Genomic DNA, 23,129 nt, shown 5'->3' with positions numbered 1-23,129 from the left:
TCAGTCCAGCCAGACATAGGCCGCGAGCCGACCGGTGGTGCGGTCGCGACGGTATGAGAAGTGGTCCCCCGACTCCAGCGTGCACACCGGCGAATGCGCCCGGTCGCACACCCCGAGCCGGTCGAGCTGCGCGTGCACTCCGGCGCTCACGTCGACCGCCGGAGTGCCCCAGCTGGTTTCGGCGTGCGCCGTCGGCTCCACCGCGGTCACCTCGGCCCGCAGCGTCTCCGGTACTTCGTAGCACCGGCCGCAGACGGCCGGTCCGGTCCGGGCGACGATCCGCTCGGGCGCGGCGCCCAGTTCGACCATGGCCCGTACGGCGGCGGGGACGACTCCCCCGACCATGCCGGGCCGGCCCGCGTGGGCCGCGGCGGCGATGCCCGCGACCGGGTCGGCGAGCAGCACCGGCACACAGTCGGCGGTCAGCACGGCGAGGGCGAGTCCGCGCCGCGCGGTGACGAGGGCGTCGACCTCCGGCACCGGACGGGTGCCCCAGGGCTCGTCCACCACGGCCACCTCGGCGCCGTGCACCTGGTTCATCCACACCACGCGGGTGGGGTCCAGGCCGAGCGACGTGGCGGCCAGTTCCCGGTTGGCCGTGACCGCCTCGGGCGTGTCGCCGACCGCGCCGCCGAGGTTCAGCTCCTCATACGGAGCGGCGCTCACCCCGCCCCACCTGTCGGTGAAGGCGAAGTGCGCGCCGCTCACGCTCTCGCGCCGTCCTATCACTTCAGGAAGTCCGGGACGTCCAGTTCCTCGGCCGCGCTGTCCGAGTAGGCGGGACGCTGCGCCGGGGTGATCGGCGGGGCGACCGGGATGTCGGCCACCGGCTCGGGGGCCGGCTCCGGCTCCTCCTTCGGCTTCACGCTGCCGAGCGAGCCGAAGGACGGACGGCTCTCGGACTGCCGTACAGGCGCGGGCTCCTCGCGGCGGGCGGGGGCCGAAGTGGAGGCCGAGCTCAGGGCGCTGTCCCGGCGGGCCGGCGGCTGGCCGCCGTCGAAGCCGGCCGCGATCACGGTGACCCGGACCTCGTCGCCGAGGGCGTCGTCGATGACCGCGCCGAAGATGATGTTGGCCTCGGGGTGGGCCGCCTCGCTGACCAGCTGGGCCGCCTCGTTGATCTCGAAGAGGCCGAGGTCGGAGCCGCCGGAGATGGAGAGCAGCACGCCGCGGGCGCCGTCGATGGACGCCTCCAGCAGCGGCGAGGAGATCGCCATCTCGGCCGCGGCCACCGCGCGGTCGTCGCCGCGGGCCGAGCCGATGCCCATGAGGGCCGAACCGGCCTCGGACATGACCGACTTCACGTCGGCGAAGTCCAGGTTGATCAGGCCCGGGGTGGTGATGAGGTCGGTGATGCCCTGGACACCGGAGAGCAGGACCTGGTCGGCCGACTTGAAGGCGTCCAGGACCGAGACCTGGCGGTCCGAGATGGACAGCAGCCGGTCGTTCGGGATCACGATGAGGGTGTCGACCTCTTCGCGCAGCTCTGCGATGCCGTCCTCGGCCTGGTTCGCGCGGCGCCGTCCCTCGAAGGTGAACGGGCGCGTGACCACGCCGATGGTGAGCGCGCCCAGCGAGCGCGCGATGTTGGCCACGACGGGCGCGCCGCCGGTGCCGGTGCCGCCGCCTTCACCGGCGGTCACGAAGACCATGTCGGCCCCCTTGAGGACCTCCTCGATCTCCTCGCGGTGGTCCTCGGCGGCCTTGCGGCCGACGGCCGGGTTGGCGCCGGCGCCGAGTCCGCGGGTGAGTTCCCTGCCGACGTCCAGCTTGACGTCGGCGTCGCTCATCAACAGCGCCTGCGCGTCGGTGTTGATGGCGATGAACTCGACACCCTTGAGACCGACCTCGATCATCCGGTTGATGGCATTGACACCACCGCCGCCGACACCGATGACCTTGATGACTGCGAGGTAGTTCTGCGGTGCTGCCACGTCGAAGGCCTCTCGCCTCGAATTACGTCGCCGCCGCGGGCGGTTGCCCGCGCCGTGACGACAGATGCCGAATGGGACGGTCCGTAGCGCCGACCCGAACCCTAAGCCTGAAGTTTAGGGTTACCAGTGTGTGTGTTCCCTGGAGTCTTCTGAACAGGACACTAAGTCGACAAGTGGCGCCCGTTCAACGAACACGCCGAACCTCCCGTTTTTCTTTTCACCCTATGTGATCAGCCATAGGGGTGCCCAACCAGGGTGCTGGCCTGCACTGATGCGCGTCAACTCGCCGATGACGCAGGGGCGGTGGGGACGCTGACGTCGAAGTGGCGTGCGCCGGAAGCTGCTTTCATGAGTGCGGTGAGGGTCCGTGCCTTGGCGCGGCCGTTCTCCGCGCTCCCCCAGGCGACGGTGCGGCCGTCGGCCAACTCGAGCCGGATGTCGTCGTAGGAGTGCACGTCGACGGTGCCGGTGAGGCGCCTGACGGGGCCCGGCAGTTCGCCGGCGACCAGGACCGCCTCGCGCACCAGCCGGTCGGTGCCGAAGCGCCGCAGGCTCGCGGCGGACGAGCCAGGCGAGGACACGGACATCCGCAGCAGCGGTGAGCCCTTGGGGGCCTGCGCGACCGTGGCGAACCGGACCCCCTTGTGGTCGACTTCGACGAAATTCTTCCCCTTCCGCACCAGGAGGACCGGGGTTCGCTCGGTCACCTTCAGCTCGATGCCGTGCGGCCAGGAGCGGGAGACGTCGACCGTGTCAATTCGTGGCAGTTTGTGGCGCATTCGGGCCGCGATGGCATCGGTGTCGACCGACACCAAAGGCGCCCCCACCGGTACGGCGGCGGCGTCACGCACCTCGGCGGGCGTCAGCACCCGGGTACCCGAGACCGGTACCCGTTCCACGCGCAGCCATGAGGAGCCGTACAACACCCAAACGGAACCGGCTGCCAGGAGCACCACGGCCACGGCCAGGATGACGATCGTACGAAGACGTAGTCGCCTTATCCTTCGGACGAGCGGCGGACCGGACGACTCCTGCTGGCGTTCTCCGCGTTCACGAGTCGTCGGTCCAGCCACCCTCACTACCCTTTCGTCATACGGTCCTAACGGCGCGAGGCGATGGCCTCGTACACCATGCCGACGAGCAGCTCGTCGGCGTCCCGGCGGCCGAACTCGCTTGCGGCGCGCGACATCTCGTAGAGCCGGTGCGGGTCCGCGAGCACGGGCAGCACATGGTGCTGCACCCACTCGGGCGTCAGTTCCGCGTCGTCCACGAGGAGTCCGCCACCCGCCTTGACCACCGGCTGGGCGTTCAGCCGCTGTTCACCGTTGCCGATGGGCAGCGGTACGTAGGCGGCCGGCAGTCCGACGGCGGAGAGTTCGGCGACGGTCATCGCGCCCGCGCGGCAGAGCATCATGTCGGCCGCGGCGTACGCGAGGTCCATCCGGTCCAGATAACTTACCGGGATGTAGGGGGGCATCCCCGGCATCTGCTGGACATGCGGCAGTTCGTTCTTCGGACCGACCGCGTGCAGGATCTGGATACCGGCCTGCTGGAGCCACGGGGCGACCTGCTGGACCACCTCGTTGAGCCGGCGCGCGCCCTGCGAGCCGCCGGAGACCAGCAGCGTGGGCAGGTTGGGGTCGAGGCCGAAGCGGTGCCGGGCCTCGGGACGCGCGGCCGCGCGGTCCAGCGTGGCGATGGAGCGGCGCAGCGGGATGCCGATGTACCGGGAGCCGCGCAGCTTGCTGTCCGGCATCGAGACGGCGACCTGCGCCGCGTACCGGGACCCGATCTTGTTGGCCAGGCCCGGGCGGGCGTTGGCCTCGTGGATCACGATGGGCACGCCGAGCCGCTTGGCGGCGAGGTAGGCGGGCAGCGCGACATAGCCGCCGAAGCCGGCCACGGCGTCCGCCTTGGTGCGTTCGAGGATCTGCTCGGCGGCCTTGATGGTGCCGCGCAGCCGCCCGGGGACGGTGATCAGCTCGGGGGTGGGCTTGCGTGGCAGCGGCACCGCGGGGATCAGCGCCAGCTCGTAGCCGCGCTCCGGGACGAGCCGGGTCTCCAGGCCGCGTTCCGTGCCCAGGGCCGTGATCCCCACGCTCGGGTCCTGCCTGCGCAGGGCGTCCGCGAGGGCGAGCGCGGGCTCGATGTGGCCGGCGGTCCCCCCACCGGCGAGTACGACATGCACCGAAATTCACCGCTCTCCGGACGAACGCGCCGCCGAGGCACGCCGTCGCATCGTGTTCCATCTCCGAGACCCGCGATCCGCGCCGGAGCCTCCCGCCCGCTTTCTACCAAAGCGAGGTTGCCGCAACGCAAGCGCCGTCCGCGCAGCGGGGTCGTCGCGCGCGAACGCGATCAGCAGCCCGATGGCGAACATGGTCGGCAGCAGGGCGGATCCTCCGTAGGAGAACAGCGGGAGCGGTACACCGGCGATCGGCAGCAGACCGAGCACCGCACCGATGTTGATCACCGCCTGAGCGATGATCCAGGTGGTCACGCCTCCCGCGGCGTACCTCACGAAGGGGTCTTTCGTGCGTCCGGCCACGCGGATACCTGCATAGCCTAGAGCCGCGAACAGCGCGAGCACCGACAGTGTCCCCGCGAGACCCAGTTCCTCACCGGTGACCGCGAAGATGAAGTCGGTGTGCGCTTCCGGCAGTTGACCCCATTTTTCCACACTCGCGCCGAGCCCGGAGCCGAAGAATCCGCCGGAGGCGAGCGCGTAGATGCCGTGCACGGCCTGCCAGCAGTCGGCGCCCTGGGCGCGGGGCTCGGTGGCGCCGATGCAGGCGAGGCGGGCCATCCGGTTGGGGCTGGTCTCGATCAGGATCACCCCGATCACGACCGCGACCGAGAGCACGCCCGAGAACAGCCGGGTCGGGGCGCCCGCGAGCCACAGCAGCCCGAACAGGATCGCTGTGAGAATGATCGCGGTTCCCATGTCGCCGCCGAGCATGATCAGTCCGAGCAGCAGGAAGGCGGCCGGCACCAGGGGCACCAGCATGTGCTTCCACTGGGTCAGCAGTTTCCGCTCCTGTTTGCGGGCGATCAGGTCGGCGCCCCACAGCACCAGGGCGAGCTTGCCGAACTCGCTGGGCTGGATCTGGAAGGAGCCGCCGAGGGAGATCCAGTTCTGGTTGCCGTTGACCGACATCCCTATCCCGGGTACCTGCACCAGGGCCATCATGAAGACGGCGCCGGCGAGGATCGGGTAGGCCAGGGCCCGGTGCAGTCTCACCGGCATCCGGGAGGCCGCGAACAGCAGGATGCCGCCGATCACCGCGGCCAGCAGCTGCTTGCGGAAGAAGTACGAGCCCGGCAGCGACATCTGGAGCGCGGTGACCTGGGAGGCCGAGTAGACCATCACCAGGCCGAGCACCGTGATCAGCACGCTGCCGCCGACGATCAGGTAATAGGCGGTCAGCGGCCGGTCCCAGGCCCGCCGGGCGCGCGTGACGAACCGCCGTACGGGGTTCTCGCGCGCGGAGCCGGGGACGACGGGACGCCGGGACGCCCGCTGCACAGGGGGCTTTCCGGTACGGCTACTGGGCATCGGCGCCTCCACTGGACGTCGGCCGCCCCGCGCGTCCCTCCCAGGATCCGCCCGGCGGGCGGCCGGGGTCAGGCGCGGAGTTCGCCGACCGCCGTCGCGAACGCGTCACCGCGCTGGTTGTAGTTGGTGAACATGTCCATGGAGGCGCAGGCCGGCGCGAGGAGCACCGTGTCCCCGGCGACCGCGAGCCGCTTGGCCTCCGTCACCGCCTGGAGCATCGCCCCAGTGTCGGTCCGGTCGAGGTCGACCACGGGTACTTCCGGGGCGTGTCGCGCAAGGGCCTCCCGGATCAGCGCCCGGTCGGCGCCGATCAGGACGACGGCGCGCAGGTGCTCGGCCGAGGCGGCGACCAGTTCGTCGAAGGTCGCGCCCTTGGCGAGGCCGCCTGCGATCCACACGATCGAGTCGTACGCCGCCAACGATGCCTGCGCGGCATGGGTGTTGGTGGCCTTGGAGTCGTCCACGTAGGCCACGCCGTCGAGGTCGGCGACGTGCTCGATGCGGTGGGCGTCCGGCCGGAAGGCGCGCAGTCCGTCCCGTACGGCCTGGGCGGGCACCCCGAAGGCGCGCGCGAGGGCCGCCGCCGCGAGGGCGTTGGCGATGTTGTGCGGGGCCGGCGGCCGGACGTCGGAGACCTCGGCCAGCTCCTGCGCGTTCTTCTGCCGGTTCTCCACGAAGGCGCGGTCGACCAGGATGCCGTCCACGACGCCGAGTTGGGAGGGTCCGGGGGTGCCGAGGGTGAACCCGATGGCCCGGCAGCCCTCCTCGACGTCGGCCTCGCGCACCAGGTCCTCGGTGGCCCGGTCGGCCACGTTGTAGACGCAGGCGACCCGGTTGCCCTCGTAGATACGGCCCTTGTCGGCGGCGTACGCCGCCATGGAGCCGTGCCAGTCGAGGTGGTCGGGCGCGAGGTTGAGGACGACGGCGGAGTGGGCGCGCAGCGAGGGCGCCCAGTGCAGCTGGTAGCTGGACAGCTCCACGGCGAGGACGTCGTACGTCTCCTCCCCGAGGACGGCGTCCAGCAGCGAGACCCCGATGTTGCCGACGGCCGCCGTGCGCAGGCCCGCCGCCTTCAGGATGGAGGCGAGCATCTGCACGGTGGTGGTCTTGCCGTTGGTGCCGGTGACGGCCAGCCAGGGGACCGCGTCGGGCCCCCGCAGCCGCCAGGCCAGCTCCACATCGCCCCAGACCGGCACGTCCGCCTCGGCGGCCGCCTGGAAGAGCGGCTTGCCGGGCTGCCAGCCGGGGGCGGTGACGATCAGCTCGGTGCCCTCCGGGAGGGTCGCGCCGTCACCGAGGCGCACGGTGACGCCGAGCGCCTCCAGGCCCTCGGCCTGCTCGCGGGCGCGGGCGTCGTCGCCGTCGTTGACGACGGTGACGATCGCGCCGCGCGCGTGCAGTGCCCTGGCCGCCGGGACACCGGAGACGCCGAGTCCCGCGACGGTGACGTGCTTGCCCTGGAAGTCGAAGGGCGCCGAGCCGGTGGTCACTTTTCCGCTGCCCATCCCGCGTAGAAGAGGCCCAGTCCGACGATCACACAGATGCCTTGGATGATCCAGAAGCGGACCACGACCAAGACCTCGGACCAGCCCTTGAGTTCGAAGTGGTGCTGGAGTGGCGCCATCCGGAAGACGCGTTTTCCGGTGAGCCGGAAGGAGCCGACCTGGATGACGACCGACATGGTGATGAGGACGAACAGGCCGCCCATGATGGCCACCAGCAGCTCCGTGCGGGAGAGGATGGCCAGGCCGGTGAGGACACCGCCGAGGGCGAGCGAGCCGGTGTCGCCCATGAAGATCTTCGCCGGGGACGTGTTCCACCACAGGAAGCCCAGGCAGGCGCCCATCAGCGCGGAGGCGACCACGGCGAGGTCGAGCGGATCGCGCACCTCGTAGCAGGCGGCCGGGTTGGTCAGGGTCTGCGCGTTGGCGCAGGACTCCTGGTACTGCCAGACGCCGATGAACGTGTAGGCGCCGAAGACCAGGACGGAGGCGCCGGTGGCGAGGCCGTCCAGACCGTCGGTCAGGTTCACGCCGTTCGACATCGCGAGGATCATGAACAGCGCCCAGATCACGAACAGCACCGGGCCGATCGACCAGCCGAAGTCCGTGATGAACGACAGCTTGGTGGAGGCCGGGGTGTTGCCGCGGGAGTCGGGGAACATCAGCGCCAGGACGGCGAAGGAGATGCCGACGATCAGCTGGCCGGCCATCTTCGCCTTGGCGCGCAGACCCAGCGAGCGCCGCTTGACGATCTTGATGTAGTCGTCCAGGAAGCCGACCAGGCCCATGCCCACCATCAGGCCGAGCACCAGCAGGCCGGAGAAGGACGGCGGCTTGCCCGCGATCACCTTGGACAGAAAGTACGCGGCGACCGTGGCGAAGATGAAGGCGATACCACCCATGGTCGGCGTACCGCGCTTGCTGAGGTGCTCGCGCGGGCCGTCGTCACGGATGAACTGGCCGTAGCCCTTGCGGGCCAGCAGCTTGATCAGCAGCGGGGTGCCGACCAGGGTGAGGAAGAGGCCAATGACACCCGAGAACAGGATCTGGTTCATCATCGGGCGGCAACCTCACCCTCGGCACCGGTCTCCAGCAGCGCCGCGGCGACACCTTCGAGCCCCACCGAACGGGACGCCTTCACGAGGACGACGTCCCCCGGGCGCAACTCGCTGCGCAACAGGTCGATCGCCGCCTGTGCGTCGGACACGTGCACCGACTCCTCACCCCACGAACCCTCGTTATATGCGCCCAGTTGCAGCCAGGAGGCTTCGATCCCCCCGACGGCGACGAGCTTGCTGACGTTGAGCCGGACGGCGAGCCGTCCGACGGCGTCGTGCTCGGCGAGCGCCTCGTCCCCCAGCTCGGCCATCTTGCCGAGCACCGCCCACGTACGCCGCCCGTTGCCCATGGCCGCGAGTGCCCGGAGGGCGGCCCGCATGGACTCGGGGTTGGCGTTGTAGGCGTCGTTGACGATGGTCACGCCGTCCGGGCGCTCGGTGACCTCCATGCGCCAGCGGGAGAGGGAGCCCGCACCGGAGAGCGCGGTGGCGATCTCTTCCGCGGACATGCCCAGCTCATGGGCGACGGCGGCCGCGGCGAGCGCGTTCGACACGTGATGCTCACCGTACAGGCGCATGGTCACATCAGATGCACCGGAGGGTGTGTGAAGCCTGAAGGCGGGCTGTCCGGTGTCCGTGAGTCGTACATTCTCGGCACGTACGTCCGCTTCGGCCGACTCTCCGAAGAGAATCACCTTCGCCTTGGTACGCGGTGCCATGGCACGCACCAGCGGGTCGTCCGCGTTGAGCACGGCCGCGCCGTCCTCGGGCAGCCCCTCGATGATCTCGCCCTTGGCCTGGGCGATCTGCTCGCGGCCGCCGAACTCGCCGATGTGGGCGGAGCCGACGTTGAGGACGACACCGATCCGCGGCGGGGTGAGGCCGGTGAGGTAGCGGATGTGGCCGATGCCCCGGGCGCCCATCTCCAGGACCAGGAAACGGGTTTCCTCGGTCGCGGTGAGGGCGGTCAGCGGCAGCCCGATCTCGTTGTTGAACGAGCCCGGCGTGAACACCGTCGGCGCCTTGCCGCTCAGCACCTGGGCGATGAGGTCCTTGGTGCTGGTCTTGCCTGCCGAGCCGGTCAGGGCGACGAGGGTCGCGCCGAGCCGGGCGACGACGTGCCGGGCGAGGGCGCCGAGGGCGCTCTGGACGTCCTCGACCACGATCGCGGGCACCCCGACCGGGCGCGAGGCCAGCACGGCGACCGCGCCCGCCTCGACGACCTGCGGCGCGAAGTCGTGGCCGTCCACGCGCTCGCCGACGAACGCGGCGAACAGGCTGCCGGGCACCACCTCCCGGGAGTCCCGGACGACCGGTCCGGTGACCTGCACGGACGGATCCGGTATGTCGTGCGTCTGCCCGCCGACGACAGCTGCGATCTCGGCGAGGGAGAGGGCGATCACAAGTTCATCCCTGGGTCTTCTGGATAGCTTCGCGAAGCACCTGGCGGTCGTCGAAGGGACGGACCACACCGGCGATGTCCTGGCCCTGCTCGTGGCCCTTGCCCGCGACCAGCACGGTGTCGCCGGCCTGGGCGCGGCCCACGGCGGCGGCGATGGCGGCGGCCCGCTCCTCGAAGAGCAGCACCTCGCCGCGTTCGTGCGCGGGCACGGAGGCCGCGCCCTGGAGCATGGTCGCGAGGATCGCGAGCGGGTCCTCGGAGCGGGGGTTGTCCGACGTCAGTACGGCCGTGTCGGCGAGCCGGGCCGCGGCGGCGCCCATCGGGGCGCGCTTGGTCAGGTCGCGGTCGCCGCCGCAGCCCAGGACGATGTGCAGCCGGCCCTTGGTGACCTTGCGCAGCGCCTTGAGCACCGACTCGACCGCGTCGGTCTTGTGGGCGTAGTCCACGACCGCGAGGTAGGGCTGTCCGGCGTCGACACGCTCCAGGCGGCCGGGGACGCCCGGGACGGCGGCGATGCCGTCGGCGGCGGTCTGCGCGTCGAGCCCGGCCGCGGCGAGGGCGACCACGGCGGCGAGGGTGTTCGCCACGTTGAAGGGGCCGGCCAGCGGCGACCTGGCCTGCACCCGCTCGCCGTTCGGGCCGAGCACGGTGAACGTCGAGTCCAGCGGGCCGACCTGGACGTGCTCGGCGCGCCAGTCGGCGTCCGGGTGGCCCTCGGCGGAGAAGGTGACGACGGGGACGGTGGCCTCGTCGACGAGGCGGCGGCCGTACTCGTCGTCCACGTTGACGACGCCGAGTCTGCTGCGCTTCGGCGTGAAGAGCTGCGCCTTGGCCCGGAAGTAGTCCTCCATGCCGGAGTGGAACTCCATGTGTTCCGGGCTGAGGTTGGTGAAGACCGCGATGTCGAAGACGCAGCCGTCGACCCGGCCGAGGACCAGGGCGTGGCTGGAGACCTCCATGGCGACCGCCTCGGTGCCGCGTTCGCGCATGACGGCGAACAGGGCCTGGAGATCGGTGGCTTCGGGGGTGGTGCGCTCGGACTTGATGCGCTCGTCGCCGATGCGCATCTCGACGGTGCCGATCAGTCCGGTGGCCTTCACGGTCCGCAGGCCGCCCTCGACCAGGTAGGCCGTGGTGGTCTTGCCGGAGGTGCCGGTGATGCCGATCTGGAGCAGGTCGCGCCCCGGGTGGCCGTAGATGGTGGCGGCCAGTTCGCCCATCAGGGCCCGCGGGTCGGGCACCACCAGGACCGGCAGTCCGGTCGCGGCGGCACGCTCGGCGCCGGTCGGGTCGGTGAGCACGGCGGTCGCGCCGAGGCCGGCGGCCTGGGTGACGAAGTCGGCGCCGTGCAGGCGGGCGCCCGGCAGGGCGGCGTACAGGTCGCCGGGGCGGACGGCGCGCGAGTCGTGGGTGATCCCGGTGATCTCGGCGGTGGCGTCCGGGGCGGCGGCACCCAGCTGATCGGCCAGCTCCGCGAGGGGTGTGGCGGAGACGTGGACCGGTCGCGGCGGTCCCGGATATGTCACGGAAGCGCCCTTCTGGGTGGTTTGGGACTGATCAGCGTGTGGCACGGCGGTGAGCGTACCGGGCGTACCCGCCTCGGAGCGAAGCGAGGGCGCGGAGGGCCGGTGGTTCCCGGGTCCTGGGGTGATCGTTGTCACTGGCTGGATCCTGTGCTTTCGGTGCTGGTCAGGGCTTGTACTCGACCGGCAGGTTCGCGGCCGGCGCGCCGGTGGGCGGGACCTGGAGGGTCTTCAGGGCGAACTCCATGACCTTCTTGTAGATGGGCCCGCAGATCTGGCCGCCGAAGTAGCCGCCGGAGGTGGCGTTCTGGATGGCGCAGTAGACCGTGATGCGGGGCTTGTCCGCGGGGGCGAATCCGGCGAAGGACGAGGTGTAGCCGCGGTATCTGCCGGTGGCCGGATCCACTCGGTTGGCGGTGCCGGTCTTGCCGGCGACGTTGTAGCCGGGGATGCGCGCGGAGATGCCGGTGCCCTGTTCGTCGTCGACCACGGACTCCAGCATCTCGGCGACCGACTTGGCGGTCTTCGCGCTGACGACCCTGTTCTCCTCGGGCTTGGCCGCGGGGGTGAACCGCCCGTCCGGTCCCTTGGTGCCGCGGATCAGGCTCGGCTGGACCCGGACGCCGCCGTTGGCGATGGTCGAGTACACGGACGCGGCCTGGAGGGCGTTGATGGAGAAGCCCTGGCCGAAAGGGATCGTGTACTGCTGCGAGGTGGACCACTTCTGCGCGGGCGCCAGGATGCCCGGGGTCTCGCCCGGGAAGTGCAGCCCGGTGTAGCTGCCGATGCCGAACTTGCGCAGGTAGGAGTAGAGGACCTGGTTGGCCTGCGGCTGGGTCTTGCCGAGCTGGCCGGTGGCCAGGATGGTGCCGATGTTGCTGGACTTGGCGAGCACGCCGTTGAGCGTGAGGTCCCAGGTGGCGTGGTCGACGTCGTCCTGGAAGAGCCGGTCGCCGCGGTGCAGCCGGTTGGGTACGACGACATGGGTGAGCGGGGTCGCCGCGTTCTCCTGGAGGACGGCCGCCATGGACATCACCTTGGCGGTGGAGCCGGGCTCGTAGGCGTCCTGGACGGCCGCGTTGCCGAGGGCGTCCGGGTCCGCCTTGGAGAGGTCGTTGGGGTCAAACCCCGGCGCGTCGGCCATGGCGAGGATCTGGCCGGTGCGGGTGTCCTGGACGACGACGTAGCCGCGGTCGGCCTTGGACTTCTTCACCTGGTCGGTGATGGCGTTCTGGGCCGCCCACTGGATGTCCCGGTCGATGGTCAGCTCGACGTCGGAGCCGGGCACGGCGGGCGTCTCGGCGGAGCCCGCGGTGGGCACCTCGCGGCCGCCGGACTGGGCGTAGCGGATCTTGCCGTTCTTCCCGGCGAGCTGCTTCTCCAGCATCTGCTCGATGCCGCCGCCGCCCTTGCCTTCGGCGTTCACCCAGCCCAGTATCGCGGCGGCGAGGTCGCCGTTGGGGTACACGCGCTGGCTGCTGGGGTCGGCGAAGACACCGGCCAGGACGTTGGCGGAGCCGGCCTTCTGGGCGAGGGCCGACCTCAGGTCCTTGATCTGCTTCCAGACCTGGGGGGTCTGCCGGGTGGCGAGCCGCGTGTAGCGGGAGTTCTTGTCGGCGGGCCGCAGCTTCTTCACCAAGGCGGCCTGGTCCTGGCCGAGGATCGGCGCGAGGAGGGCGGCGGCCCGCTCGGGTCCGTCGGCGATCTTCAGCTGCTTGGCGCTGAACATCGTCGGGTCGGCCGTGATGTCGTAGGCGTCCTCGCTGACGGCGAGGGCCACGCCGTCGCGGTCGGTGATACCGCCCCGCTCGGCGGCCAGCGTATGGACGACGTACCGGTTGACCTCGGCCTTCGCGGCGTACGCGCTGGCCTCCACGGCCTGTACCTGGAGCAGTCGTACGACGAAGACGGCCAGCACCAGGCCGAGGGCGAGGCCCACCAGGCGCAGCCGGGGCCGGGGGCTGCCGAGCCGCAGTGGGCGCTGGGCGGGCACCCGGCCCGCGCCCGGGCGCCGGGCCGGGCGGGCGCCGGGCCCTGACTGCCGGCGTACGGCGCCCTGCGGCCGGGCCGGCTTCGCGGGGCGGGGCACGCGACGGCGCGGGGGTTCCCTGTCGGACACTTCCGTCACCTGCCGGGGGTCGGGGTGGGAGCGGACTGGGGGGTGGTGGCGGCCGGGGCCGCGGGGGTGGCACCGCCGGGCGGTACCGGGCTCTGCGCCCCGGCCGCCGGGGCGGGGGTGGCCGGGAGGCCGGGCGGCGGGGTGAGCTCCAGGGACTCGGGGGCGGGCGGGCCCTCGAACACGGCCGGTGCGGGGGAGGCGGCGCCGGGTACGCCCTTGACCGTGCCGTTCGGGTCGAGGAAGGCGGGGTCGCCGCCCGGGACCATGCCGAGTTCGTGGGCCCGGCGCTCCAGGGCGTCGGGAGACGAGTAGGCGTCGATGTCCCGCTGGAGGGCCTGTTCCTCGTCGGTGAGGTTCTGGGTCCGCTTCTGGAGGTCGGCGAGTTTGAACGAACCCTCGCTCAGAGCGGAGTTCAGCACCAGCAGCCCGATGAGGCCGCCGCCGAGGAGCAGGACGACGAGGAGGACGAACGGAGTGCGGGCGGCCTTGGCGCGGCCGGCCGGGAAGAGCCGGGCGAGCCGCGCGGCCCGCCCCTTCAGTTCGGGTTTCCTAGGCACCGCTCCCCCAGTGGGTTCCGGGGACCGGGGTCCCGGGGACCAGCCCACCCGTCCGGCTCACTCGGCGTCCTCCCTGATGCGCTCGGCGCCCCGCAGCCTGGCGGGGGCGGCCCGGCGGTTCTCGGCGATCTCTTCCTCGGTGGGAAGTTCGGCACCGCGGGTGAGCAGCTTGAGCCGCGGCTGGTAGCGCTCGGGCACCACCGGCAGTCCGGGCGGCGCGGTGTTGGCCGCACCCGCCGCGAACACCTGTTTGACCAGTCGGTCCTCCAGCGAGTGGTACGACAGCACGGCGACCCGCCCGCCGACGGCGAGGGCCTTCACCGCGGCCGGGATCGCCCGCTCCAGGACCGAGAGTTCGCCGTTGACCTCGATGCGCAGCGCCTGGAAGGTGCGCTTGGCCGGGTTGCCGCCGGTGCGCTTGGCGGCCTGCGGCAGCGCGTCGCGGATCAGTTCCACCAGCCGGGCGCTGTTGTCGAAGGGCTCCTTCTCGCGCTCGCGCACGATCGCCCCGACGATCCGCTTGGCCTGCTTCTCCTCGCCGTACGCGCGCAGGATGCGCACCAGTTCGCCCGCCGGGTAGGTGTTGAGGACCTCGGCGGCGCTCATCCCGGTCGTCTGGTCCATGCGCATGTCGAGCGGCGCGTCCTGGGCGTAGGCGAAGCCGCGGTCGGCCTCGTCCAGCTGCATGGAGGACACGCCGAGGTCGAACAGGACGCCCTGGACACGCGGGACGCCCAGCCGCCGAAGGACGTCGGGCAGTTCGTCGTAGACGGCGTGCACCAGGGTGGCCCGCTCGCCGAAGGGCGCGAGGCGCTCCCCCGACAGGCGCAGCGCCTCCTTGTCCCGGTCGAGGCCGATCAGGCGGGCCTCGGGGAACCGGGCCAGCAGCGCCTCGCTGTGCCCGCCCAGGCCCAGGGTGCAGTCGACGACCACCGCTCCCGGGCGCTCCAGGGCGGGTGCCAGCAGGTCCAGGCACCGCTGGAGCATCACCGGGACGTGTCGACTCTGGCTCAAGGGGGCCTCTCATTCCGGCGAGGCGCCGTGCGCACCGCGGGCCCCGCCAGCTCGTGAACAGGGGGGCGGCCGGCGCCGGAAGCGTCAGCCGACCGGGGAGCGGGAGGAGGCCGAGCCGTACGTACGCGCCGCGCACGCGGGGAGACGGATCCGGGCGGGTGCCGGGTCTCCGGGGGTTTCACCAGCAGGGAGAAGCACGCCTCCCGCTTCGCGTCACTTTAGTCCACGGTGTCGCACGGTCAATCAACCGGCCTGCGCGTCGCGCACCGCCTCCGCACGGACGCCGTCTTTCGAATGGATTCACCCTTCCGGCCCTGGTTTGCCGTCCGTATGGGGTAGCTCACAACAAGCCACGATGACGTTCTTTGTCCGCTCTCACACCAGGCCACGCCCACGGGTGACCAGTAACGTCATGAGTATGTCGACTTCCGCAGCAGTTCCCACTGGATCCGAAGGCGCCATAAGTGGCCGTGGCGCCGTGACCGACCGCCTGGTGAAGGCCAACCAGCGGTACGCCGCCGAGTTCACCGATCCGGGCATGGACGCCCGTCCCGTGCTCAAGGTCGCCGTCGTGGCGTGCATGGACGCCCGTCTCGACCTGCACGCCGCGCTCGGCCTGGAGCTGGGTGACTGTCACACCATCCGCAACGCGGGCGGCGTCGTCACCGACGACGTCATCCGCTCCCTGACCATCAGCCAGCGGGCGCTGGGCACCCGCAGCGTGGTGCTCATCCACCACACGGGCTGCGGCATGGAGACCATCACCGAGGAGTTCCGGCACGACCTGGAGATGGAGGTCGGCCAGCGCCCGGCGTGGGCGGTGGAGTCCTTCCGCGACGTCGACCAGGACGTACGGCAGTCGATGCAGCGGGTGCGCACCTCGCCGTTCCTGCTGAGCACCGAGGACGTGCGCGGCTTCGTCTTCGACGTGCGCACCGGCGCGCTGCGCGAGGTGGACCCGGCCTGACCGGCGCCCCGGTCGCCCGGGGCATTTTCCGTACCGGCTTCCGCCCCGACGCGACACCCGCCGAAACATACCGAAAGCCTGGTCGAAAGGGCCGTACGACCGACATCGTGCGGGCAGTTGTCCACAGGCGGTGACACGAATCGGTAACGGCAGCGAGAATGCGGTGTGCGACATCGCGCGGAACCATTTCCGCGTGGTGTCCGTGTTTCGGGGTGGGCCGGCCGTGATCAAGCGTGCCGGCCCGGGAAGAACGGGCCGAGGAGGGCCGGGTGACGACCTATGACGGTCGAGAGAACCTCAGCGATCTGAGCGCCACGGTGGAACGGGTGCGCGGCTCGGTGGAAGGCGTGATCGAGGGCAAGCCCGAGGTCGTGCGGATCGCGCTGACCGTGCTGCTCGCCGAGGGCCATCTGCTGATCGAGGACGTTCCCGGCGTGGGCAAGACGATGCTCGCCAAGGCGCTGGCGCGGTCCATCGACTGCTCGGTGCGGCGCATCCAGTTCACGCCCGACCTGCTGCCCTCGGACATCACCGGTGTCTCCATCTGGGACCAGCAGCGCCGCGACTTCGAGTTCAAGCCGGGCGCGGTCTTCGCGCAGATCGTGATCGGCGACGAGATCAACCGCGCCTCGCCCAAGACCCAGTCGGCGCTGCTGGAGTCCATGGAGGAGCGCCAGGTCACCATCGACGGACAGTCCTATGAACTGCCCAGTCCTTTCATGGTGGTGGCCACGCAGAACCCGGTCGAGATGGAGGGCACCTACCCGCTGCCCGAGGCCCAGCGCGACCGCTTCATGGCCCGGGTCTCCGTCGGCTACCCGAGCATGGCGGCCGAGCTCCAGATGCTGGACGTACACGGCGGGGCCAACCCGCTGGACGACCTCCAGCCGGTGGCGCACGCGCACGAGATCGTGAAGCTGATCGACGTGGTGCGCGGGGTGTACGTCGCCGAACCGGTGCGCCGGTACGCGGTGGAGCTGGTCGCCGCCACCCGCGTCCACCCCGACCTCAGACTCGGGGCCTCGCCGCGGGCCACGCTGCATCTGCTGCGCGCCGCGAAGGCGTCCGCCGCCCTGGCCGGCCGGGACTACGTGCTGCCGGACGACCTCCAGGAACTCGCCGTGGCCGTCCTCGCGCACCGGCTGCTGCCCACCGCCCAGGCCCAGCTCAACCGCCGCGGCGCGGAGCAGGTGGTGCAGGAGATCCTCCAGCGCACCCCGGTGCCCGCGGCCCCGGGCCCGCGCGGCGGACTCGACGGCATCGGCCGCGGCGTGCCCGCCTATCCCCAGCAGCCCCCGCGAGGTCTGTGATGAGCGCCGGGGGGACGGAGCGGGCGGCGGCCGAGCGCGCGGAGGCGGGCGGCGTCCGTACCGCGCTGGCCGGTCTGACCACCCGCGGCCGCTCCTTCCTGGCGGCCGGGATCGCCGCCGCGATCTGCGCCTACGTGCTCGGCCAGAGCGAACTGCTGCGCGTCGGCCTGCTGCTGGCCGCGCTGCCGCTGACCTGCGCGACCGTGCTCCACCACACCCGCTACCGGGTGTCCGGCACCCGTGCGCTGTCCCCCGCGCGCGTCCCGGCCGGCGGCGAGGCCCGGGTCCGGCTGCGGATGGAGAACATCTCCCGGCTGCCCACCGGGGTGCTGATGCTCCAGGACCGGGTGCCCTATGTGCTCGGGCCCCGGCCCCGGTTCGTGCTGGACCGGATGGAGCCGGGCGGCCGGCGCGAGGTGTCCTACCGGGTCCGCTCGGACCTGCGCGGCCGCTATCCGCTCGGCCCGCTCCAGCTGCGGCTCATCGACCCCTTCGGGATGTGCGAACTGACCCGCTCCTTCGCGGAGTCCGACACCCTCACCGTCATCCCCCGGGTGACCCCGCTGGCCCCGGCCCGGTTCGCCGGCGAGGCCAGGGGCTACGGCGACGGACACCGGCGCGCCCTGGCCCTGGCGGGCGAGGACGACGTCATCCCGCGCGGCTACCGGTACGGCGACGATCTGCGCCGCGTGCACTGGCGCTCCACCGCCCGCTACGGCGAGCTGATGGTGCGCCGCGAGGAACAGCCCCGGCGCGCCCGCTGCACCGTCCTGCTGGACACCCGCGCCGGCGCCTACGAGGGCGCGGGCCCCGACTCGGCCTTCGAGTGGGCCGTCTCCGGCGCCGCCTCCACGCTGGTGCACCTGCTCGAACGGGGCTTCTCGGTACGGCTGCTGACCGACACCGGCAGCGCGGTGCCCGGCGAGAGCGCCGACGGGTTCGCGGGCGGCGGCCAGGAGTCCGCGGACACGGCCGGACTGATCCTGGACACCCTCGCGGTGATCGACCACTCCGGCGGCGAGGACCTCTCCCGGGCCCACGACGCGCTGCGCGGCGGCGGCGAGGGCCTGCTGATCGCCTTCCTCGGCGACCTGGACGAGGAGCAGGCCACCACGGTCGCCGGGATGAGCCGGCGCGGCGGCGCCGTCGCCTTCGTCCTGGACCCGGCCGCCTGGACCCGCGACCCGTCCGGGCCCCCGCGCCCCGAGGAGCAGCACACGGACCGGCTGCACCTGCTGCGCGACGCGGGCTGGACGGTGGTGCGTGTACCGCGCGGCGCCGCCCTCGACGAGCTGTGGCGCCGGGCGGACCGTGAGCGCTCGGGCCTGGCCGCGGTGGCGGGGAGGTACGGACGTGAGCGGGCGGGCGCGCTTGGCGTTGTGCGCGGCGGCGGCCACCTTGATGGCCTCGTGCGCGCTGCTGCCGCTGGTGAACGGGCCGTCCTGGCTGCTGGAGCTGGTGCCGCTGGTGGCCGTGCAGAGCGGGGTGGGCGCGGCGGCGCGCCGGGTGCCGCTCGGCCGGCCGCTGACCGTGCTGGCGCAGGCGGTGGCCACGCTGCTCCTGCTCACCCTGGTCTTCGCCCGCGGGCACGCGATCGCCGGGGTGATCCCCGGCCCCGACACCTTCTCGTACCTCGCCGAACTGCTGCGGCAGGGCGGGCAGGACGTGAGCCACTACGCGATACCGGCACCGCTCACCGACGGCATCCGGCTGCTGCTGGTCGGCGGAGTGCTGCTGATCGGCCTGCTGGTGGACACCCTCGCGGTGACCTTCCGCAGTGCCGCGCCCGCCGGGCTGCCGCTGCTCGCGCTGTACTCGGTGGCCGCCGGGCTGTCCCAGGGCGGCCCGGACTGGCTGTGGTTCCTGGTGGCGGCGGGCGGCTATCTGATGCTGCTGCTCGCCGAGGGCCGGGACCGGCTCGCCCAGTGGGGCCGCGTCTTCGGCACCGCGTCCCGCGCCGAGGGCGGTCCCCCGGACGGGGGCACGGTCGCCCCGGTGCGCACCGGGCGGCGGATCGGCGCGGTCGCCCTCGGGGTGGCCCTGCTGGTACCGCTCGTGCTGCCCGCGATGCAGGGCGGACTGCTGGCGGCCGACGGCGCGGGCGTGGGCGCGGGCCCCGGCCGCGGCGGCACCATCTCCGCGGTCAACCCGCTGGTGTCGCTGCGCGACAGCCTGAACACCACCGACGACCGCACGGTGCTGTCCGTGCGCACCAGCAGCCCCGACATCTCGGACCTGTATCTGCGCATCGTCTCCCTGGACGAGTTCGACGGCACCACCTGGAAACCGGCGCAGCGGCACATCGTGGGCGTGCCGAGCACGTTCCCGGCGCCGTCCGGGCTGAGCCCCGACGTCCGGCGGGACACGCTGCGGACCACCGTCAAGGCGGCGGACTGGTACGCGCAGGACTGGCTGCCGATGCCCTATCCGCCGAGCAAGGTGCGGATCGGCGGCAGCTGGCGGTACGAACCGGTGGGCATGACCCTGGTGGGCGACCACGGGCAGACCACGCGCGGCACGACGTACCAGGTGACCAGCCTGGACGTGCGGCCGACGGCGGGGCAGCTGGCGACCGCGCCCGAACCGCCGGCCGCGCTGCGGCGTGCGTACACCGAGGTGCCGGGCACGCTGCCGAAGGTGGTGGCGCGGACCGCCCGGCAGGTCACCGCGGGCGCGAAGAACCACTACGAGGAGGCCGTACGGCTCCAGGACTGGTTCTCCACCGACGGCGGCTTCCAGTACGACACCCAGGTGGCGGTGGGCAGCGGCCCGGACGCCATAGCGAACTTCCTGGAGAAGAAGCAGGGGTTCTGCGTCCACTTCTCCTTCGCGATGGCGGCGATGGCCCGCACCCTGGGCATCCCGGCCCGGGTCGCGGTGGGCTTCGCGCCCGGCACCGCGCAGGCGGACGGTTCGGTGGCGGTGAGCCTGAAGGACGCGCACGCATGGCCCGAGCTGTACTTCCAGGGCGTGGGCTGGACCCGGTTCGAGCCGACGCCGACGCGGGGCGTGGTGCCGTCGTACACCCAGTCGGTGACGCCCGGGACCTCGCAGCCGGACCAGTCGCTGCCGGACAGGAACGGCTCCTCGAAGCCGTCGGCGGCCCCGTCGGCCGGTGCGCGCTGCGCGGGCGGTCCGGGGGCGTGCGACACGCCGTCGGCGGCGGCGGTCCCGGCCGGGGGCGGCAGCGGTCCGGGCCCGTGGTGGTTCGCGCTGACCGCGCTGGCCGTGCTGGTGGTGCTGGCCGTCCCGCTCTCACCGCTGCTGTGGCGGGCCCGGACGCGGTCGGTGCGGCTCGGCGGGCATGCCCGGACCGGTGAGGGGGCGGCGGCGCACACGCTGGCCGCGTGGCGGGAGCTGACCGACAGCGCCTGGGATCTAGGCATCCCGCCGGACGAGTCGCAGACCCCGCGGAGCGCGGCCGACCGGATCATCCGCCTGGGCCGTCTCGACGGTCCGGCCGGCGCCGCGGTCCACCGCGTCGCCGGCGCCCTGGAACGGGTCCTGTACGCCCCCCGGCCGCAGCCCGCCCCCGGGGTGGCCGAGGACGTGCGCCAGGCCACGGCGGCCCTCTACGGCAGGGCCCCCCGCACGGCCCGCCTGCGGGCCCGCCTCCTGCCCCGCTCGGCGGTCCGGCTGCTGTGGGCGGCCTCGGCCCGCTGGTCGACGCTCCGCGCCCGGGCGACGGCGGCCCGGCCGGTGATACGCCGCCCGCGTTCCTCGGAGCGCTAGCCAGACGCACACCCGCGCCTCGTGCCCCGCAAGGGGCGCGGGGAACCGCGCGAGCAGCCACCACGGCGAGTCGGCGCGGAGCCGGGGGTATAGCCCGAGGGGTGACCACCGGTACCGGTGGTCACCCCTCGGAAAAGCTTCAGACAGCCCGGCCGAACCAGCGGAGCGCTACCGCCCCTGTTCGTCCCGCCGTCTCTGCCATCGTTCCTCGATGCGATCCATCACGGACCGCTTGGCCCGCACCGGGCGCCGTACCGCGCCCGCGGGTTGTTCCCCCGGCTTGGGCGCCTTGCGCCAGCCCGTGACCGCGAGTACCGCGCAGCCGAGCATGACGAGAAAACCTACGACGCTGACCCAGATCAACTGGGCGACCATTCCGGCCATGAGGAGCGCGATACCGACGAGGAAGCCCGCGACCGCCTGGTAGACCCGCCGCCGGGTGTACGTACGCAGCCCGCTTCCCTCAAGCGCTGACGCGAACTTGGGATCTTCGGCGTACAGCGCTCGCTCCATTTGCTCGAGCATGCGCTGCTCGTGCTCCGAGAGCGGCACGGAGTCCTCCTCATCGTGCGGTCGCCGGGGCGACCCGGGGGGTCCCTTCAGGATAGGCAGGGAATCGCCCCCGTGAAACCCGCCCCTCTGCGCCAATTGACCAACCGGGGTCCCGTCATGGCCGTCCCGGCTCGCCGATGCTTCCATTCCCCGGCGGCCGACCCGTCATGCCGGGTGGTGTACCTCGATCATACGGCGCAAACCCCTCGATCGGGGGTCTTGTGCTGTACTCCATCCGCCGCCGATGCCCTGATCAGCGGCGGGTCGGCCGCGCGCTCAGACCTCGGTGGCGCCCGGCGTCTCGCCGAGCACGTGCAGCTGGGTGGCCACGGAGTGGAACGCGGGCAGCTCGGCCGCGGCCGCCTCCAGGCGCAGCAGCGCGTCCAGCGCGGCGGGCTCGGTGTCCACCAGGACGCCGGGCACCAGGTCGGCGAAGACCCGCACGCCGTGCACCGCGCCGACCCGCAGGCCCACACCCTCGACCAGCGCGGTCAGCTGCTCGGCGGTGAAGCGGCGCGGCATCGGGTCGCCGGGGCCCCAGCGGCCGTCGGGGTCCTGGAGGGCCTGCCGGGCGTCGGTGAAGTGGCCGGCGAGGGCGCGGGCGAGCACGGCGCCGCCGAGGCCCGCGGCCAGCACGCTGAGGACGCCCTCGGGGCGCAGGGCCGCGACCGCGTTGCGCATGCCCTCGGCCGGGTCGTCCATGTACTCCAGGACGCCGTGGCACAGCACCGCGTCGTAGCCGCCGCGCTCGACCACCTCGAACAGGCCGTGGGCGTCGCCCTGGACGCCCCTGACCCGGTCGGCGACGCCGGCCTCGGCGGCGCGGCGCTCCAGCGCGAACAGCGCGTTGGGGCTGGGGTCGACCACGGTCACCCGGTGGCCGGCCCGGGCGAGGGGCACCGCGAAGTTGCCGCTGCCGCCCCCGGTGTCGAGGACGTCCAGCGCGTCCCGTCCCGTCGCCTTGACCCGCCGGTCGAGAGCGTCCTGAAGGACCTCCGAGACCACGGCGGTACGCAGCGAGGCGCGGGTGCCGGAGCGGTCGGAGCGCAGCGAGGCCGTATGCGGCTGGTGAGGGGAGACGGGCGGGCGCATCGGGTCCGGCACGGCAGTTGGCTCCTCGGCAGGGCTGGACGTCTTTCCGGCGTCTCCACCCTATTGCCTTCGGCGCTCCACCTGGTCATCGCGGGGCCGCGCCCGGCGTCCGTCTCGCTCGGCGGACGCCGGGCGCACCACCCGTGGTCAGCCCGCATCCGATAGGTCACCGCGGACCCCGGGGCCGCCGGGTTCCCCGGTGTCCGGGCGGGGCCGGGGCAGGACCGGCTGGAGGACGAGCATCCGCTCCACGAGGCGCAGGAACATGGCCGCGTCCCGGACGAGGTCGTCGGCGTCCCGCCGGTTCGCGGCGCCCCGGATGCCGGCCTCGGCGCGGGCCCGGCGGGCGGCGCCGGAGGCGAAGAGGGCGCTCCACTCGGCCAGTTCGGGGGCGATCTCGGGCAGCACCTCCCAGGCGCTGCGGATCCGGGCGCGGCGGCGCGGGGAGGTCTCGGGGCGGCCGCGGGCGGCGAGCACGGCGGCGGCGGTGCGCAGGGCGGCGAGGTGGGCCGTGGCATAGCGTTCGTTCGGCGCTTCCAGGGCGGCGGCCTCGGTCAGTCCGGCGCGGGCCTGGGCGAGCAGGTCGAGGGCGGCGGGCGGGGCCGTGGACTGCCGGACCACGGGGTGCACATCGCTCGCGGGGCCGGTCGCCAAGGGGACGGCGCTGGTCAGTGAGGGGGCAGGGCCGAGGGCGCGGCGCCGGGGGGCGGCGGTCGCGGACGAGTGGGCCATGACGAACCTCCTGTCGTCTGGGTGACGGCACGAATGCCGTATGCCCCCATCGTGAGGTATGCCACTGACAATCCGATCT

Annotated in this window: 18 protein-coding genes and 1 pseudogene; 4 read left to right on the top strand and 15 right to left on the bottom strand. The window is 72.5% G+C overall.

Annotation, left to right across the window (positions count from 1 at the left end; all coding sequences use genetic code 11):
- The 12 genes from pgeF to rsmH form a co-directional block, all read right to left on the bottom strand.
- The gene (gene pgeF, locus GHR20_RS26440) at window positions 1-729 is read right to left on the bottom strand and encodes a peptidoglycan editing factor PgeF (protein ID WP_153814573.1); all 729 of its coding nucleotides are present in this window, start codon (window positions 727-729) and stop codon (window positions 1-3) included.
- On the bottom strand, window positions 726-1,934 hold the full coding sequence (ftsZ, locus tag GHR20_RS26435) for a cell division protein FtsZ (protein WP_148027371.1): 1,209 nt from the start codon (window positions 1,932-1,934) through the stop codon (window positions 726-728). Before ftsZ ends, pgeF begins: the two co-directional genes overlap by 4 nt.
- A 278-nt stretch (window positions 1,935-2,212) precedes the next feature.
- Window positions 2,213-3,007, bottom strand: coding sequence for an FtsQ-type POTRA domain-containing protein (locus GHR20_RS26430; protein WP_153814572.1), 795 nt, complete (start codon window positions 3,005-3,007; stop codon window positions 2,213-2,215).
- A 26-nt stretch (window positions 3,008-3,033) separates the two neighbouring features.
- Window positions 3,034-4,122: an undecaprenyldiphospho-muramoylpentapeptide beta-N-acetylglucosaminyltransferase gene (gene murG, locus GHR20_RS26425; RefSeq protein ID WP_111582399.1), complete on the bottom strand. Its 1,089-nt coding sequence runs from the start codon at window positions 4,120-4,122 to the stop codon at window positions 3,034-3,036.
- Window positions 4,123-4,128: 6 nt separating this feature from the next.
- Window positions 4,129-5,490, bottom strand: coding sequence for a putative lipid II flippase FtsW (gene ftsW / locus GHR20_RS26420; RefSeq protein WP_111582398.1), 1,362 nt, complete (start codon window positions 5,488-5,490; stop codon window positions 4,129-4,131).
- A 68-nt stretch (window positions 5,491-5,558) separates the two neighbouring features.
- Window positions 5,559-6,995, bottom strand: a complete 1,437-nt coding sequence (murD, locus tag GHR20_RS26415; RefSeq protein ID WP_194858997.1) for a UDP-N-acetylmuramoyl-L-alanine--D-glutamate ligase — start codon at window positions 6,993-6,995, stop codon at window positions 5,559-5,561.
- Window positions 6,977-8,050 (bottom strand): phospho-N-acetylmuramoyl-pentapeptide-transferase, encoded by a 1,074-nt coding sequence (mraY, locus tag GHR20_RS26410; protein ID WP_085564303.1) that lies wholly within the window; start codon window positions 8,048-8,050, stop codon window positions 6,977-6,979. Before mraY ends, murD begins: the two co-directional genes overlap by 19 nt.
- Window positions 8,047-9,453, bottom strand: a complete 1,407-nt coding sequence (murF, locus tag GHR20_RS26405; protein WP_148027373.1) for a UDP-N-acetylmuramoyl-tripeptide--D-alanyl-D-alanine ligase — start codon at window positions 9,451-9,453, stop codon at window positions 8,047-8,049. Before murF ends, mraY begins: the two co-directional genes overlap by 4 nt.
- A gap of 4 nt (window positions 9,454-9,457) precedes the next feature.
- The gene (locus GHR20_RS26400) at window positions 9,458-10,978 is read right to left on the bottom strand and encodes a UDP-N-acetylmuramoyl-L-alanyl-D-glutamate--2,6-diaminopimelate ligase (RefSeq protein ID WP_148027374.1); all 1,521 of its coding nucleotides are present in this window, start codon (window positions 10,976-10,978) and stop codon (window positions 9,458-9,460) included.
- Between the two features lie 163 nt (window positions 10,979-11,141).
- On the bottom strand, window positions 11,142-13,094 hold the full coding sequence (locus GHR20_RS26395) for a penicillin-binding protein 2 (protein WP_275549792.1): 1,953 nt from the start codon (window positions 13,092-13,094) through the stop codon (window positions 11,142-11,144).
- 5 nt (window positions 13,095-13,099) lie between these two features.
- The gene (locus GHR20_RS26390; protein WP_153814570.1) at window positions 13,100-13,651 is read right to left on the bottom strand and encodes a septum formation initiator family protein; all 552 of its coding nucleotides are present in this window, start codon (window positions 13,649-13,651) and stop codon (window positions 13,100-13,102) included.
- 57 nt (window positions 13,652-13,708) lie between these two features.
- Window positions 13,709-14,665, bottom strand: a complete 957-nt coding sequence (gene rsmH, locus GHR20_RS26385; RefSeq protein ID WP_111582392.1) for a 16S rRNA (cytosine(1402)-N(4))-methyltransferase RsmH — start codon at window positions 14,663-14,665, stop codon at window positions 13,709-13,711.
- A gap of 418 nt (window positions 14,666-15,083) precedes the next feature.
- Between rsmH and GHR20_RS26380 the strand changes: the two genes are divergently transcribed.
- The 4 genes and pseudogenes from GHR20_RS26380 (at window position 15,084) to GHR20_RS26365 (ending at window position 20,674) form a co-directional block, all read left to right on the top strand.
- The gene (locus tag GHR20_RS26380; RefSeq protein ID WP_111582391.1) at window positions 15,084-15,632 is read left to right on the top strand and encodes a carbonic anhydrase; all 549 of its coding nucleotides are present in this window, start codon (window positions 15,084-15,086) and stop codon (window positions 15,630-15,632) included.
- A 269-nt stretch (window positions 15,633-15,901) separates the two neighbouring features.
- Window positions 15,902-16,942, top strand: coding sequence for a MoxR family ATPase (locus GHR20_RS26375; protein ID WP_153814569.1), 1,041 nt, complete (start codon window positions 15,902-15,904; stop codon window positions 16,940-16,942).
- A pseudogene (locus GHR20_RS26370) lies at window positions 16,942-18,285 on the top strand (DUF58 domain-containing protein); the annotation flags it as partial. The gene GHR20_RS26375 and the pseudogene GHR20_RS26370, both read left to right, overlap by 1 nt.
- A 10-nt stretch (window positions 18,286-18,295) precedes the next feature.
- Window positions 18,296-20,674: a transglutaminaseTgpA domain-containing protein gene (locus GHR20_RS26365; RefSeq protein ID WP_153814568.1), complete on the top strand. Its 2,379-nt coding sequence runs from the start codon at window positions 18,296-18,298 to the stop codon at window positions 20,672-20,674.
- Between the two features lie 168 nt (window positions 20,675-20,842).
- On the opposite strand, the gene GHR20_RS26360 is transcribed toward GHR20_RS26365, so the two are convergent.
- From GHR20_RS26360 to GHR20_RS26350, 3 genes are all read right to left on the bottom strand, one after another.
- The gene (locus tag GHR20_RS26360) at window positions 20,843-21,226 is read right to left on the bottom strand and encodes a DUF3040 domain-containing protein (protein ID WP_111582387.1); all 384 of its coding nucleotides are present in this window, start codon (window positions 21,224-21,226) and stop codon (window positions 20,843-20,845) included.
- A 276-nt stretch (window positions 21,227-21,502) separates the two neighbouring features.
- Window positions 21,503-22,330, bottom strand: a complete 828-nt coding sequence (locus tag GHR20_RS26355; protein ID WP_187279377.1) for a methyltransferase — start codon at window positions 22,328-22,330, stop codon at window positions 21,503-21,505.
- A gap of 135 nt (window positions 22,331-22,465) precedes the next feature.
- Window positions 22,466-23,050: an SAV_6107 family HEPN domain-containing protein gene (locus GHR20_RS26350; RefSeq protein ID WP_153814567.1), complete on the bottom strand. Its 585-nt coding sequence runs from the start codon at window positions 23,048-23,050 to the stop codon at window positions 22,466-22,468.
- Between the last annotated feature and the right edge of the window lie 79 nt (window positions 23,051-23,129).

It is taken from the genome of Streptomyces sp. SUK 48 (genome assembly GCF_009650765.1).
GTDB lineage: Bacteria > Actinomycetota > Actinomycetes > Streptomycetales > Streptomycetaceae > Streptomyces.
This window is presented reverse-complemented; position numbering and strand designations above follow the sequence as displayed.

Bases quoted from the DNA above. Each gene is read 5' to 3' on its own strand.
- murD (WP_194858997.1), bottom strand. From the start codon at position 6,995: ATGGGCAGCGGAAAAGTGACCACCGGCTCGGCGCCCTTCGACTTCCAG.
- GHR20_RS26350 (WP_153814567.1), bottom strand. From the start codon at position 23,050: ATGGCCCACTCGTCCGCGACCGCCGCCCCCCGGCGCCGCGCCCTCGGC.
- ftsW (WP_111582398.1), bottom strand. From the start codon at position 5,490: ATGCCCAGTAGCCGTACCGGAAAGCCCCCTGTGCAGCGGGCGTCCCGG.
- GHR20_RS26380 (WP_111582391.1), top strand. From the start codon at position 15,084: ATGTCGACTTCCGCAGCAGTTCCCACTGGATCCGAAGGCGCCATAAGT.
- mraY (WP_085564303.1), bottom strand. From the start codon at position 8,050: ATGATGAACCAGATCCTGTTCTCGGGTGTCATTGGCCTCTTCCTCACC.